This is a genomic window from Rhodohalobacter sp. 8-1 (assembly GCF_038150125.1).
Taxonomy (GTDB): Bacteria; Bacteroidota; Rhodothermia; order Balneolales; family Balneolaceae; genus SW132.
This window is the reverse complement of record NZ_JBBVMF010000002.1, coordinates 1-15,857: the sequence shown is the minus strand read 5'-3', so window position 1 is coordinate 15,857 and position 15,857 is coordinate 1. Positions and strand designations below refer to the sequence as shown.

Sequence of the window (15,857 nt, the reverse complement as noted above, 5' to 3'; positions counted from 1 at the left end):
CTTCCTTGTTTTCCAATCCTTTCAGCTGCTTACGGATTTTGTATCAGATAGATAATTTTCTCAGTCATCGCTATGGAATTTTTACGCTTGACAGAGTATTTAAATTTATAACTTTTACTACCAAACACCCGCCCAATTTTAAATGCCTTAAAGCTTAAATCTTCAAACTTTTCGGAATATCCCGTAGCTATGGATTGCAGCTCAAAATCTACTATTGGTGGAGTCAATTTCCCTGTGACAAAAGTAAGTCGATATTCTTGACTTTATTTAAGGATTTGACTAAATCATAAATTAAGGTCTCTGACACACTAGTGTGTATGAGTAAAACATCCTACTTTTAACTTTTTCATTTATCTTTTTAATATCGCTTTTAAATAAAATTTTAATTTTTGGATAGGTGAAAATACGCAGGCTAATTCGCCTTTGCTGGAATTAAAAATAGTAATTGCTTTTAAACCATTTTGCGTACTGTGATAACAGGATAAAAACCATTTATTTGATATTGTTTTTTTAAATGCATCTGAATTGCACTTTGCAATGTTTTCGATCCTGTTTATAATTCTCTCCAAAAGATTTTTTAATATTTTGAGTTCACCAACATCTAAACAAAACTCAAACTTATATACATTTTTGTAAATAGCTCTTTCCTCTTTAAAAAATTCTATATCTAAATCATTTAAATATTGTTCACCCACTAAAATAGCCTTTAAAACCTGTTCTCTATTATCCTCTACTGTAATTTGATTGCCGTGAATATTATAAACAATAAGAGGTTCTTCTATATTATACGCTTTAGAGTATTTAACAAACTGCCGAATCATATCATAATCTTCCACAGAATCGAATCCTTTTTTGTACTCGATATCATATTTATATAAAATGCTGCGTCGTAACATCATTGAGGAGTGCACTATGGCAGACCCCCAAGGTAATCTCGCTCTAATTTCATCATCTGTATTGGGGTATTTCCAGATATCTTCTTTTCCTGTAGTGTATTTACGTAAGGCCCAGGACCCGCAAATGCCATAGTTTGGATTATTTTCTAAAAAGGCGATTTGCTTCTCAAGTTTTGTTGGCAACCAGGAATCATCAGAATCCAGGATAGCAATATAATCTCCCTGGGCTTCCTTTAAGTATCTATTTCTTGTATAAACTACACCTTTGTTGTCTGTATTTTTAAAAAGCTTAATCCGGGAATCTTTTATAGATTCAATGATGGAGATAGAAGCATCTGTGGATCCATCATCAATAATAATAATTTCGAAATTTTGATAAGTCTGATTTAAAACACTGTAGATAGCGTTTTGTATAAATTTTTCCCGATTATAAACCGGAATTCCAACGGATACCAAAGGTTTTTTTTGCATTTAATTTATTAAATTTTTTGATAGACGATAAGGAATCCTCGCGAGCTTATACCCTAATTTTGACCATAGCCAAAGTAATAAACTTTCTTGGGATACAAAGCGATGGTTAAGGTTTAAATATTTACGGATAATTTCTTTAATTTCATGATCTGGCATGTCCATGCCCTTTATCCAATAACAATATGTCAGTAAACATTTAGCTTGATAGCGAGGGATTTTTTGAGCATCCACTTCTTTTGCAAAAAATGGGAGTTGATCTTTCCATTTATCAGCCAATGCCTCTGCAGCTTTAGCCCATTCCCTGGCCACCGATCCCATAGAAAGATGTTCAATCAAAATATCGTAAACTACATAGATATTATGCGTTTGACCGACCTGTAAGCATATATCGGTATCATAGCAGTGAAATCCATTAAAAGTTTTTTCATCGAACTTACACTTTTTTAAAGCTCGTTTATGAGCACACATCAAGAAACCATCTATAGCTACCGCTTTAATCCTGTTTTCTCCTGTAGGATTATGATATTCTAGTGTGCAGTTTTTAATGTTATTATAAGGCTGAGAATTTACACTTTGTTGAGGTGTAAACCCATCTTTCCAATGCTGGATGTTGTGAATTAAATGATCATTCAAATAGTTGCTATTCCACCAGGGAGAAGGGCAGTTGGGGAAGGCATTACCACCAACCACACCAATCATGCCCGTGTTTTCATCTTCAAAATGCTTTTTCACTTTTTTCCCCCAGTCTTGGGTATGAAAAATTATATCCTCGTGTGAAAAACATATAATATCAAATTGACTTTGCTCAATCCCTAAATTATAAGCCTGAAAAATATTATAGTCATTTGCTTTATTGTCGATAATTACAAATTCAAATGGTGAACCAATGGTTTCCTTTACGTTCTTTTTAAACTGTGTTAGAAGTTTTTTATCTCTATGGCAAATAACAATACTTACCATAATTGATTTTCCATAATTTTCAAAAGTTCTTTGGATTTAACTTCCAAAGTATGTTGGGTTAATACTTTATTTTTAGCATTACGCCCATATTGTTCCCTTAGTTTAGGGTTGTGTTTAAAAAATAAAATGGCCTCTACCAACTTGGGAATATTTAGATACGGTACTGCTATTCCACATTCTTCAGTTATAAATTCTGGCATGCCACCAGAATTGTTAAAACAAATGATAGGAGTTTCAAAGAGGGCAGATTCCATACCAACGATTCCAAATGGTTCTTCTCGTGAGGCCAACACAAACACATCAAATAATGAAAAATAGTCTAACGGTTTTTTTTGTGAGCCTACAAATAGGATCCTGTCTTTTAAACCTGCCTTATGAATATCAAATCTTATTTCCGCTTCTTTATCTTCTTTAAATCCTCCTACCCACAAAAAATATACGTTTTCATTTCCTTCTTTATTACAAATTGCTACTGCTGCTTGAATGAATAAATCATATCCTTTACGCCACAGGCCCCCTCCAGATGCTCCCACAATAAAAGCATCTTCTGGAATTTCTAGTTTACTTTTCAACGTACTAGTAATTTCTGTATCCGGCAGTTTTTCAGGTACTTCTACATATTCGTAAATTACATCAATTTTTTTATCAACTACATTATGTTGATCTACTAAATTCTTCTTAACCGCATAACTATCTGCTACGAACTTATCAGTATATTTATCCAATTCTCTTATTAAATATTTTCCACCAAAATGTTCTATTGTAGATTCTAACTCTCTTACATGTGTTAATACTGGCACATCTAATTTCTTTAATACTACTAATACATCTGTATTCACGACAGTATTAGAATATATCAAATCAAAATCTTGTTTTTTATAATGTAAAAAAAGATCCCTATGGTGTTTTTTTATTCTATATTTATAATATCCTATCCTATTTATTATTCTCTGTAAAACTGTTTTAGGATTATTTAGATGTTTTGGATAAAAATACTTTACATCTGCATGACTTTTAAAGTCACTTTCTAATGATCCTCCAACTCTACATAAGAGTTGAAACTCATGATTAGTATTACGTTTCATCCATCCCATAAAATTACGTAACAAAATAGGGGCACCACTTCTGCTAGCATCATGAGTAATAAATAGTATGTTCATTTTAATACTAGAAAATTTTTAATCTTTTTTAAGATCTTGATTAAAAAATGGTTTCTTATAGCATTTAGCTCATATTCAGTTTTTTCATATTTACAATAATCCTCATAAAAAAAAGAAAAATCTTCTTGGAAAATTTTTCTTTTCTCATCTTCATATAAATATCTGCTTGAGGCAGATTGACCATTTAAATCATAAACTGATAAAAATATTTCAACCTTTTTTAACGTAGCTTTTCCGAAAACAATTGAAGTAGCTACTAATTTTAAATCTGATGCAAGTTTGTATTTTTCATCATATTTAGAATAATTTTCTAGAAATTTTCTTTTAAATATCATCGCCTGATGACAAAGCATATCTTTCCAAAAAAAATCCATAGTTAAATTTTCAGGTATAGGAAACGTTTTCTTTTTTAATGTGGTGTTATCATCTTCGTGAAAGTAGCAGTTCGTGTAAACTATATCTTCTTCAAAGGAGTTTTTAAACAAATAAACTAAAGAAAAATCATCATAGAGCATATCCCCACTATTCAAAAATAAACAATATTCCCCCTTCGCCACTTTTATCCCCTTATTCATCGCATTATAAATACCCTTATCCGGCTCAGAGACCCAGTAGTCAAAATGCTCTTGCATCTGCTGTATGTATTCTTTACTTCCATCGGTACTTCCTCCATCTATGATAATGTATTCAAAATCCTGGAAGGTTTGATGAATAACAGACTCCACGGTTTTGATTAAGCCCGTTTTGTTGTTGTAGTTGATGGTGATGATGGAGAGTTTCATGTTGCTAATCTATTATTCTCTGCTGCTTTTAATATTACCTGTAATTTGAGTTTTACATAAACTTACACAGAAATTTTAATGAAGAAGTTTTGTGTAAAGTGCTTTATATGCTTTTGCTTGAACTGACAAGCTATATTTTTTAACCGCGTTCTCTCTTATTTTTTTAAGGTCAAAGACATTTGGATTGCTTAAAAATATTTCAATCACTTTTACTAATGCCGGAACGGAAATTTCTTCTGTCAAGTAGCCGTTTTCGCCGCCTTGGATCATATCCGGTATGCCGCCTACAGGAAAACCAATAACAGGTGTACCACACATGATGGATTCAAGTACTGTATTTGGCAGATTATCCATAAGCGACGGAATTACAAATACATCTGCTGCTGAATATATAATGCTCATAAGACGCTCATCCTGTATTCTACCAAGTTCCAAATAATTATCTTTTTGATTGAGTTGGCTCTGCTTTGACCCTACTGACAATAAAACACAATTTTTTTTTATTTGTTTTAATGCCTTTTGGAGATACTCATAACCTTTACGTTTGTTAGAAATAGAATCTGCTACAAACAACATTACTGTTTTATCTTCTGGTATATTTAAAAATTCACGACAAAATGTTTTGTTCAAAGTTTTAAATATGTCAGAATTGAGACCATATGGTATTACTTTGGAGTCAAAATTTTCAAAAACAGGACTGTTTTTTGCTTCGTTACCCAGCCATTCAGAAGGAGTTACCACTGTAAGATTTTCTACCGTATTTAATGCTTGCTTTTTAATATCTTCAAATTGTTTGAACTTACTTCTTTCAAATTTGCTTAATTCTCTTTTAATTGGATATCCTTTCTCATCTACTCCTACAATAGTTTCTGAATAATGTTCTAGACCAAGAAAGGGGTTTTGATCATGCAAAGTCCAAACTATAGGTTTCTTGTTTTTTTTAAAAAAAGACGGATAGTCTAAAAAGTTGGCAACCCAGTGCAGGTTTATGATATCTGATTGTTTATATAGATCAGATTTGGTAATATCGTACTTAGAAAATGGATAGCTAAACATTTCCAAACCTGCGGGACGCTCCAGCAAAAAAGGGTCGGGCTTAGCTTTATAAAGATTTAGTTCTTTTAAAATACTTACTGCTTTTGTGTTTAGTTTTGTTTTAAAACTGCGTTCTATGGCATGGTGAGAAATTTTATAGGTCCCTGATATTTCGTTATTCGTTTTATTTTTTAATAATACTTTTGAGTTTACTGATTGTTGTAAAAAGCCTTTGTGCAAACGTAAACACGCTTTTGCAGCACCGCCTTGGTCAGAAGTGGATATATGAAGTATTCTCATTGGTCGTCATTCCTTTTTATATATAGCCATAATTGAGTGTCCTGTAATGGATTTAGATATCAAAGGAATCAATCGGCCGGCTATTTTGCTTAAAGAAAAGTGGTAATAAACGTTGCGAATAATTGGTATTTTACCTATCAAACTTTCAATTATGCCTTGGTACCAACTATAATGGTAGGACTGTAAAGGTTCATAAAGAAATTTAGAGTTTTTTAAAGGAAATATTTCAGAAAGATATCCCAATGATTTTTTGCTCCACAACCCCATATGGTGAGGAGGCATATTGAGTATATTCCACTCTGCTTTTTTGATAAAAGAATCATTGTTAGGTACGCAAATAATTAATGTTCCTCCTGGTTTCAAACATTTAATCATTCCAGCAATAAAGGGATATATATCCGATATATGTTCTAACACTTGAAAAGAACATACTAAGTCATACTGACCAAGATTTTTTTTACTATGATTTTCAATATTTTCTTTCAGTACATTTAATCCTCTTTCTTGCGCAGATTGAACCGCTGCCTCGTTAAGTTCCAAACCTGTCGCCTGCAAACCTTTCTTAGTTAAATGTTCTACAAAAGAGCTATTTCCTGAACCAACCTCAAGTACCTTATCGTTTTTACCAACGTGTTCTACTGCTTTTCCATGTTCCCATTTCCAAGGCATGTAGTACCAGTCTATACGCTGGAGCTGTTCATAAAAAGAAGAATCACCTCCTAAGTCGAACGGATAAAAAAACTCATATCCACTCTCTTCACATCTATATTTCAAAACATAGGGTATATTAAAACCTACATTTATTTCATACAGCCTATAATAACGTTCTTTTATAATATCCGTGGGTATTTTCTCTATCAGCATAGCTTTGCTATCGGGAGAGAGTGGAGATTTAATATTCATATTAATTTGCATAAGAAAATAAATTTAATGCCTTCTCGGCTTCTTGATTGAAAAATGACAATAACTCCTTTGGCATTTCCTCTTTGTAGCTTCCAATTTTCCTTTACGAATAAAGTTTTTTTTCTTATCCCATTGTTCATTGTTCCATCCAAATTTTTTTTCTTTTCTTTTCATTTGTTCGAAGACATTTCCATCTACAACTTTTTTTATTAAGGCAAGTGGTCTTTCAATACCGATAAAATCGCAGACCCTTTGCATTTCAACCAATGGTTTAGCAATCAAATCTTCATATCGTACTACTAATAAATCTGAACAATAAGGATTATCTGTCCACGCCAGGCAGTGCTTATGCCATTTTGATGGAAAAATACCTTTTCCGTCTACAACCATTTCCTCAAAAGAGTAATTTTTTCCATTCGCTTTATTCATGTTATAGTAAGAAACCATTGCATCGCGCCCATCTCTTACCAAATGAATGACGCGTCTATATTCAGGTTGAGGTAAATTATGCGTTTTAAAACAGGTGAAATCTAAAAATTGCTTATAATATTGTTTTCCATGTACATCTGGAATTAGCTCTTGGGTTAACCTGTCTGGTAAAAAAACTGGGTCTATTCCGTAAAGGAGACCGGCTACTAAATTTTGCATCCAGGTATTTCCTGACTTAGGATAGCCTGCAATAAATATATCGCTTTCTTTTGTATCTGTTATTGGAACAAATTTTTGGTTTTCTATTTTTTTTTTGGCCATTACATTTGCTGTATACTGGATATATTTTCTTGGATTTTTAACAAATCTTGCCACTTTTATTATGTTCATTTCTATTAATTTAATTCCGATTCATAAACAATCTGCAAAGCAACTTGACCTTGTATATGTCGTTCAGAATATATGTATTTCAACTTCATTCGTAATATTTTGATTTACCTCTACTTTCTTACACCCATTTAATGTCAAATAAAATGGTTTTACAATCTCCCGATGAAAGTAATATTTAGGTTGGGTATTTCTCAGAATTAGCCAAAATAACAGCACTGAATGGATTCAATTGCTCATCTTTCACCGAAACAATCGGGTTCTCTACATGCCAATCTATGTTCAGAGTTCCATCATTCCAGGCAATTCCGCCCTCGTCGCCGGGCCGGTAGTAGTCCGTACATTTATAGGCAAAATCACATTCCTCTGACAGGACAGTAAAACCGTGTGCAAAACCCGGCGGTATATAGAGTTGAAGATGGTTATCATCACTCAGCTCCTTGCCGTACCACTCACCAAATGTGGAAGAATATTTCCGTATGTCTACAGCCACATCAAAAATTCGTCCCTTGCGTACACTCACCAACTTCCCCTGTGGATATTTCTTTTGGTAATGCAGTCCTCGCAGCACTCCTTTGTTTGAGCGAGACCAGTTATCCTGCACAAATTCTTCTTCGATCCCAATTTCCCTATAACGCTCTTTTTGCCAGGTCTCCAAAAAAAATCCGCGCTCATCCCGGTAAACATCGGGCTGGATGAGGAGCAGGCCGGGTAAGGGTTCGTTGAGTATTTTCATTTTAAAATATTTTAGTCTACTTATTAGTTGAAAGTTAGAGTTCAAAAAACGGATGTATTATCCATTGACCTTCGACTTTCGTTCTTCAACTAATTTATATAGATATTCGCCATATCCACTTTTAACGAGAGAATATTCATGCAATATTGCTTAATAGTTGCTTAATCATTTTAATCCTTTTTTCCTGTTTGCAAAGCTCTTGAATCCGCAGCCTTCCCTGTTTCCCCATCCTTTCAGCTGCTTCCGGATTTTGTATCAGGTAAATAATTTTCTCAGCCATCGTTTCGTAATTGTGTTCCTGTACGAGATAACCGGTTACTCTGTCCACCACATTTTCAGTTATCCCACTATGAATTGTAGAAACGACAGGGAGTTCATGCGCGGCAGCTTCAGCCAGGCTAAAGGGAAACCCTTCCTGGTCTCCATCTAATGATGTAGCACTGTGTTGAGCATACACCCAGTGATTTCTGAGAATTTTAAATGCTTCATTCTGTTCTAATGCGCCATACATCGTGACGCAACTATTTAGCGACAATCGGTCAATCGTTGATTCTACCTGCTCTTTTAGCGGCCCTTCCCCAATAATAGAAAGATATGCATTCGGTATCTTATCCTTTACAATGCGAAAAGCGTGTAATAATGCAACAGGGTGCTTTTTTAGTGTCAGTCGTCCGAAAAAAACCACTCCTGGATCCTTCTGTTTTCTTTCATTCCAGGATAGTGGCTTAATGTTATCCTGAATAATCCCGCGATAGATGACTTTAATTTTTTTTTGAGGGCATCCCTGCAAAACCAATCGCCGCTTCGTATGCTCACTGGGGCAAACAATAAATTCTGCCAGGGTAAATATCTTTTGAAGTTCTTTCACATAATACGGGTCGCTCAGAGATGAAGTAATATCATAACCGTGAACGTGTACAATGAATGGGATTTTTTTTTTAGACAATAGCCTGTAAACCAACACACCGGTTGTGGCATAGTCGACCAGTGCAACATCAAAATCGTCATTTAAGACACCCTTTAACTGTTTCTCTGCAATCTTTCGGTTAAAGAACATTTTGAATAAATTCTCTTTCCCTCCTCCAACCATCTGGCCTATTTTGAAGAGAATACGGGAAACCAAATCATATTTTGAAGAAAACCCAGTATATACTGCATTAATATTCAAATCACTCAATTTATTTCCACCATCACATGCAGCGCCTGATAAATAGGTCAAATCAAGATCTTCATGCTCATTTAAACCGGTCACTAAATCAGATATAAAGGTCTCTGAAATAGAAATATTTGTATGTGTTATATAAGCTACTCTCATTAATATCAGCAGATTAGTTTACAGCATTCAAGAGTTCATTATAGGATCTTTGTGTGAATATTTCCCCATCTTTCAACTCAAATATCTTGTTACAGTTTTTAAGAGTCGTGACCCTGTGTGCAATAATAAACAAGGTTATGTCCGTTTCAGAAAGTCTGTTAATCGCCTCAGTGATTTCTTGTTCTGTTTCATTATCCAGGGCACTTGTAGCTTCATCAAAGACTAAAATTTCAGCTTCATGATAAAGTGCTCTTGCAATACCAATCCGTTGCTTTTGTCCCCCGGACATTCTTGATCCATTCTCTCCAACATGCGTTTTTGTTCCTTCGGATAGTTCCTCCATTACCCCCTTCAGTGAGGACAGTTGAATTGCGCGGCTTAATCTTTCTTGATCCACATGTTTATCTGCGAGCGTGATATTTTCTTCAATAGTACCGTCAAGAATAAATACGTCCTGGCGTACATACCCCAACTTTTCCCTCCAGGACTCCAGGTGCTCGTGGGTCAACGGCGTTCCATCTACTTCGATGCAGCCCTCCGTTTCTTCATAAAACCGGAGTAGTATATTGATTAACGTAGTTTTTCCGGACCCTGAACGGCCAATAAACCCTACTTTTTCACCTCGCTTGACTTCAAAGTTTATGTTTTTTATTACATATTCCGACGCATCAGGATAGGAGAAACCCACATTTTGAAACTTTATTGAGTCCATAAAATTAACGGGTTTCGCTACGCCGCTGCGGGAAGCTTCCGCTTCTTTGATATAATCCTTATAGAGTTCCAGGCAATCCACCGAATATTGAGTGTTTTTAATCGTCATTAATGAGCTCAATATTCTGGTAACCGAGGGCATAATTCGGTAAGACGCTGCAACAAATATTCCCAAAAGTACCAGTACCTGTTCCGGCTGGCTGCTTATGAACAGTGAATAGATAAATATCAGCACAATACCACTAATTGCAATTAATTCTATTGCTTTAACCGGTACATCATTCAGCACTCCGGACCTAACCTGAAGATTATAAACTTTTTTTCTGTTCTTAAAATACCTGTCCATAAACATGTCGGACTTCCCGGCCAGTTTTAGATCTGCATATCCTTTAAAAGAGTCATTGACCAGGCTGAAACCCTCCGGCATCAGTGAATCCACTCTATTGCCATACTCCTGGATCTTTCCTTTTAAGCCAGCGTAAACCAACCATGTGGTGGGCCCTAAAACTATAACCATTAGCAAAAAGAGTACGGGCTTATAGATCGCAATACCCAGTACAATAATGGTGATTACAATGAACTCAGTAAAAAGCTGAAAGTAGTTGTACAAATATTTTGAAGAAAAAACATCCGGCACCCGATTGACGTGGTTCAAAATCGTTGAGACTCCTACCCTGTTAAATTTCCAAAAATCCAGGGAGTAATATTTTTCAAACTGCTTTTTTATAATTTTCATGGAAAGAGTTGTCGTAAACTTCAGCTGCTTATATTTTACGCCAAGCATAAACAGGTTCTTAAACAGGAAGAAAGTAAAAATGCTCAAAACCGTAGCAAGAAGGAACATTCGCTCTGATTCAAACCCAAAGAAATCATATACCGACTTTATATACTGGTTTTCCTGAATTGCAGAAGAGTCCATTGCTATTTGTAAAACGGGAATAAGTGAAGCGAGGCCAAATACCTCTAAAACAGATGCCGTTAAAAACAGGAACAAGATGAAGACAATACTCCTTTTGTCTTTCTTATCCAGATAAGAATTTAAAATCTGAAATGTATTTTTAGGCTTACCTGTTTTCATATCTGCTGATTTTCACGTCTTTCTGAAATTGGTTAGTTATAACAATCATTTAATGAGCTTTCAACAAAATTGAATTCACTACCTGCTTTTCTCTTCATGCTCTTTTTGGTTCTAAATAAATATTCTTGTGGGTTGTCACAAAGTTTAAACGTCATGCCGCACTCCGATGCGGCATCTCCCATTCCGGTTCAGGCATGTCTGCAAAACCCAATTTTCTAATTCAATATTTAAAGTTTAACGTATTACCCTGTCGTACAGCAGAATAGACGTTGTAACTGTAGCAAGTATAGGCCCCACTACCCCCAGAACATCCAAAAAACCCGGGGCCTGCCGAACTTCTATCGTTACGATATCATCGTTCGTCAATCTGAATTCCCTCATTTCCCGCGGCACCTCGTCGTTAAATCTGAGATGAAACTTCATCAAATCCATCTCCTGCGTAACAGCATCATACTGAGAGACAGTAACAGATAGCCTTAATCGTGACCATGGGTTACCTCTGCCTACGTTTCGAGAGCTGTTCGGCCCCCCCGCGTACTGCATGAATTCAGCTAAAGTGGATCCCCTCGGAACCAAATATCGACCCGGTGTGAGAACGTCTCCCCAAACACTGAGTGTATCCGAAAGTTGTCCGGGCTGGGTAATACGAACCAGCGCCCCACCGGTATCCGACTGGAACTGGGCCTCCAATTCCGAAGTGATACCCCATGCAAAACTAATAATTAAGACTAAGCTGAGTTTTTTTAGCATGTATACCGTATTTGATGATTCAATTTATAATCTAATTCGCAGATATTGGGTATCATAAGCAATTAATGACGTGCGCTAAAATACCCCGGCCAATGTAAATATTCCCCCAGAGAGCTGTGCAAAACCGTTCTTTTTGCAAATACCCCTCTCTTAATGAGAAACCTAATCTGTTTCGGCTCAAGCTTACAAAATTTATATGAGTTTTTCTGTTAAGTTATATTTTTGTAATCTCTGTTCGATAGATTTAAGATCTAAAACAGAAAGTGATTTGTAATTATTCAATCGAATATGCGCTTTACGATTTGTTTAATCAGGATAGTTTCCACTGAATAGAATTTAGATGGCTCTCGTTGTTTTGTGTGGTTAGACAAAATTATTACTTGTAAATTTGTAAGAGCTTTTCATCTATCCGGCCTCCGAATTGTGTAGGTGGTGTCTGCTCATTTGGCCGAATAAAATTTAAAATCTAAAAGTAATGCGGTCATTCGTTATCTCCTCTTCGAGGCAATGTCACTAACTTTAATGAATATTTTCCTGTTTCCTTATTGAAAAATTTAGATAAGTAAATGGATTTGTTGATCTCAAAAGGTCTCCTGTTCATTTTGCCTTAATGCCCCGTAGGGATCACTTCGTGGCAAAACGAACCTCCCATAGGGATGCCTTCGGCGAAAAAATCAAGGCTGCGATCCCGACAGCTGTCGGGAGACGCGGTCACGTAATATCTGCTACCTTTTATCAATGGTCCGCCACTCTTAACGCTTAATTAATTGTTTAGAGCCGGTAAGATAAAAGGTCTCCGCAGATCTTACGGCTCCCTCAATCGCCAGTTCTTTCGAGGGCGGGATTCCCCTGCCCTCAACAACCATTCTAAGCTCTCAAGAGGTATTGTACCAATTTATAAAGGCAAATTAGCCGTTCATTAACTTTCAGGTAGCCCAGCCTTTGATTGCTGACGGAGGTGGTTGCGCCGCAGGCATCCCTTTGGGGGTTTGTGGGGAGTGCATGCGATGGGTGTAAAAACCTACCGGCCGAATCTTTGATTAGGTTGACAAAGTGATGCGGACCTTTGTTTTTACATCGCAAAGCGGACCACAAATCCCGACGGAAGGAATCACCAGCCCGGCGGGTTTTGTGTACTTTTGACCGTTCAAAAGTACGGGGAAAAACGTCAAAATTGGCTAATGTTAGTGACATTACTCTTCGAAAGGAGAGCGGCTTTAGCCGGAGGGGATCTTAACAATTCATTTATCAAACAATTAAAATGTTTAAGTTTTGTATAATTGGTCCAGACTTTTGGACAGTCTCGGATTTTTATCTTTTGAGGCTGTCCAAAAGGGCGGATATTAGAAAATGTATCTATTAATACCGTCATCCCGAACCCCGATCCGGAATCTCCTACCTCTTTTAAGATGGGAGATCCCGCGTCAAGCGCGGGATGACGCCTTTTTGGACAGTCTCGGAGTTAAACCACCTATGAATCAAAATAAACGTGTATTATGCCATTCAATAAGCATCGGCCGGTTTTAAAATGGAATTTTATTCTTCTTCTTTCGCTGGTTATCATCTCGATGAAACCCGAAGTTTCACATTCTCAAAAAATTGGATTGGGGGCAGCGGCCGGTTTGAACTTCAGTTCACATCTGAATAATTTCAAATTTAACCTGGATGATGTTAATCTCGATTTTTCACCGGAATTTACAAACGGGTGGCAGGCGGGAATTGTCTCCCGGCATTATCTCTCCAACAACCTCAGACTTCAGTTTGAGCCGTCATTTATTCAGCTCGGTGCCGGTTACAGCGATTTCTTTATCATGAGGGGTGTTGAATTTCAGACGTTCAGCAGTACCGAACTGAATTACATACACCTGCCAATTCTACTCCAACTGACAACCGCGCCTCCCGATCGTGGTCAATTCCCGCGTCCCTGGCCGGAATTTACGTTTCATTTGACCAGCGGCATCTATGGCAGCTACCTGTTTGATGCCAAATTTTCAGGAACAAACCGGGGCGGCCCGATCGGCATAGAGTTCGAAGAAGCGTTCGAAAATGAAATTACCAAACAGTATAAAAATCGTGATGTCGGTATTGTTCTAGGGGCGGGCTCAGAATTCGGTTTAAACACAAAAGTGGGGCTTGAAACACGTTTTATGCTGGGGGTTCTAAGTTCAGGAAACCGGCCCGACCTAGAGTTCAATCCGCACAATATGGCGGTTACTTTCGGGCTTTATTTCCTTTTTTGAAAAGCTATCTAAAGTTCCCCGAAATGGCGATGTAGTGACTGAAACATACGTTTCCTTTAAAAGTGATAGAAATAGCTCATGTCATAACTTTTCCTAACTTCCACACTTTTTTGGAGTATAAATTTCGGGCATTGAGTATCAATGACTTACGGTTAAAAAAAATGGTCACCGGGTGTCCCGTTTTTTTTTGATCCATTTTTCCAGCTATCTCGCTTTGTTTGAATTGTACCAGCAACGTTGATTGGGAAGAAGGCATCCGGCCTTGATGGGTGGAGCTCATTTTTTGAACGCGACAGCGAAATAGCATGGGTTGCCTGTGCCTATGGTGCACCACAGCCCTTACTTTACCAAGGCTTCGGAGGGCAGGCACGGGAGAAATCGCAATGAGCGCTTGCGCAGTGAGCATTCTCATTGTGTACCCGTGCCCCGACAGAACACCTCTGTCGGGGAGGTTTTCACATAGTGATGCCTTTGGCATGATTACTTTTTCTTTTTAGTCCCGCTACTGCGGGGTAGCGGTCCACTTGTCCACATGGGGAAAGTATGGGGAGAAAACACCACGTTGAGCATCTATCATTGGTAGCACCTAATCTTGCCAAAAACAGTGCAACACCATTTTGTAGGTGACAGGAAAATCCAAGTTCCTGCTCTCTAGATATTATTTAGGAGAATAATGTCCGGCCTTGATGGGTGAAGGGATAGCATGTGTTGCACCACAGCCCTTACTGTGCCAAGGCTTCGGAGGGCAGGCACGGGAGAAATCGCAATGAGCGCTCACAAGGTGAGCATTCTCATTGTGTACCCGTGCGGGGCAAACCGTGCCCGGAAGCCATCACAGCCGGGAGCTTTTGCATACTTTTGGCGGGCCAAAAGTATGCGGCTAAGATTCTGAAATTGTTGAAATCTGCTCAAAAACGGTACTTTTTACAAACTGTCATTGGTAGGGTTATTTTGTTTCACACAATCGCTTATACACGGGTACATGTCAAGAGTTTTTCAAAGCTCCTTCCAATAACAGGGAGACCCCTCGGCTACGCTAGCGCTGCGCTCGGGGTGACAGCTGCTTAGGATTACTTAGCGCGGCGCTTAAATCTCAGATCCCGAACCAGGTTAATTTCTGCGCCGCGATGAGTTTATCCATGTTGTCGCGTTGGGCTAAGCCCGCACTGCCGGGGCATTTCGTTACGCGCAGGGGCGAAACCAGTTGTATATCTGTAAGTGAGAAGGCAAGTGCCTATAAAAAATGAAATCGTCTTTAGATGCTCAAAAACGGTACTTTTTACAAACTGTCATTGGTAGGGTTATTTTGTTTTACGCAACCGCCAATACACGGGTACATGTCAAGAGTTTTTCAAAGCTCCTTCCAATAACAGGGAGACCCCTCGGCTACGCTAGCGCTGCGCTCGGGGTGACAGCTGCTTAGGATTACTTAGCGCGGCGCTTAAATCTCAGATCCCGAACCAGGTTAATTTCTGCGCCGCGATGAGTTTATCCATGTTGTCGCGTTGGGCTAACCCCCGCACTGCACGCCGTCAACTACACGGCGCTTGTATGGGGCCCTGCCGGGGCATTTTGTTACGCGCAGGGGCGAAACCGTTTTTAAAGTTTCAAATATTTATCTCTGTGCCCACAAAATGTTCTTTAGCTCAACTTCCGCATAGAGCCATTGTAGTTGCTACAAGGCGGGTTGGATTTTATCCTGAT

12 protein-coding genes are annotated in these 15,857 nt (G+C 37.7%); 1 reads left to right on the top strand and 11 read right to left on the bottom strand.

The window, feature by feature from the left end:
- Positions 1–350: 350 nt before the first annotated feature.
- From AABW11_RS01730 to AABW11_RS01680, 11 genes are all read right to left on the bottom strand, one after another.
- Positions 351–1,367 carry a glycosyltransferase family 2 protein gene (locus AABW11_RS01730; protein WP_340102810.1) on the bottom strand — a complete coding sequence of 339 codons (1,017 nt, stop codon included), beginning with the start codon at positions 1,365–1,367 and terminating at the stop codon, positions 351–353.
- Positions 1,368–2,327 carry a glycosyltransferase gene (locus AABW11_RS01725; protein WP_340102808.1) on the bottom strand — a complete coding sequence of 320 codons (960 nt, stop codon included), beginning with the start codon at positions 2,325–2,327 and terminating at the stop codon, positions 1,368–1,370.
- Positions 2,321–3,487, bottom strand: coding sequence for a glycosyltransferase family 4 protein (locus AABW11_RS01720; protein ID WP_340102806.1), 1,167 nt, complete (start codon positions 3,485–3,487; stop codon positions 2,321–2,323). The genes AABW11_RS01725 and AABW11_RS01720 overlap by 7 nt, the downstream gene beginning before the upstream one ends.
- On the bottom strand, positions 3,484–4,269 hold the full coding sequence (locus tag AABW11_RS01715) for a glycosyltransferase family 2 protein (RefSeq protein ID WP_340102804.1): 786 nt from the start codon (positions 4,267–4,269) through the stop codon (positions 3,484–3,486). The genes AABW11_RS01720 and AABW11_RS01715 overlap by 4 nt, the downstream gene beginning before the upstream one ends.
- Before the next feature lie 75 nt (positions 4,270–4,344).
- Entirely contained in the window at positions 4,345–5,604 is a 1,260-nt protein-coding gene (locus tag AABW11_RS01710) for a glycosyltransferase (RefSeq protein WP_340102802.1), read from the bottom strand.
- Positions 5,605–5,610: 6 nt separating this feature from the next.
- A complete protein-coding gene (locus AABW11_RS01705; protein WP_340102800.1) occupies positions 5,611–6,507 on the bottom strand; it encodes a class I SAM-dependent methyltransferase in 897 nt (298 codons plus the stop codon).
- A gap of 24 nt (positions 6,508–6,531) precedes the next feature.
- The gene (locus tag AABW11_RS01700; protein ID WP_340102798.1) at positions 6,532–7,326 is read right to left on the bottom strand and encodes a sulfotransferase domain-containing protein; all 795 of its coding nucleotides are present in this window, start codon (positions 7,324–7,326) and stop codon (positions 6,532–6,534) included.
- 175 nt (positions 7,327–7,501) lie between these two features.
- Positions 7,502–8,059, bottom strand: a complete 558-nt coding sequence (gene rfbC, locus AABW11_RS01695) for a dTDP-4-dehydrorhamnose 3,5-epimerase (protein WP_340102797.1) — start codon at positions 8,057–8,059, stop codon at positions 7,502–7,504.
- Between the two features lie 136 nt (positions 8,060–8,195).
- The gene (locus AABW11_RS01690) at positions 8,196–9,374 is read right to left on the bottom strand and encodes a glycosyltransferase (RefSeq protein ID WP_340102795.1); all 1,179 of its coding nucleotides are present in this window, start codon (positions 9,372–9,374) and stop codon (positions 8,196–8,198) included.
- A 13-nt stretch (positions 9,375–9,387) separates the two neighbouring features.
- Positions 9,388–11,163 (bottom strand): ABC transporter ATP-binding protein, encoded by a 1,776-nt coding sequence (locus AABW11_RS01685; protein WP_340102793.1) that lies wholly within the window; start codon positions 11,161–11,163, stop codon positions 9,388–9,390.
- 234 nt (positions 11,164–11,397) lie between these two features.
- Positions 11,398–11,913: a hypothetical protein gene (locus AABW11_RS01680; protein WP_340102791.1), complete on the bottom strand. Its 516-nt coding sequence runs from the start codon at positions 11,911–11,913 to the stop codon at positions 11,398–11,400.
- Positions 11,914–13,409: 1,496 nt separating this feature from the next.
- On the opposite strand from AABW11_RS01680, the gene AABW11_RS01675 reads away from it, so the two are divergent.
- Positions 13,410–14,153 carry a porin family protein gene (locus AABW11_RS01675; protein WP_340102789.1) on the top strand — a complete coding sequence of 248 codons (744 nt, stop codon included), beginning with the start codon at positions 13,410–13,412 and terminating at the stop codon, positions 14,151–14,153.
- Positions 14,154–15,857 lie beyond the last annotated feature (1,704 nt).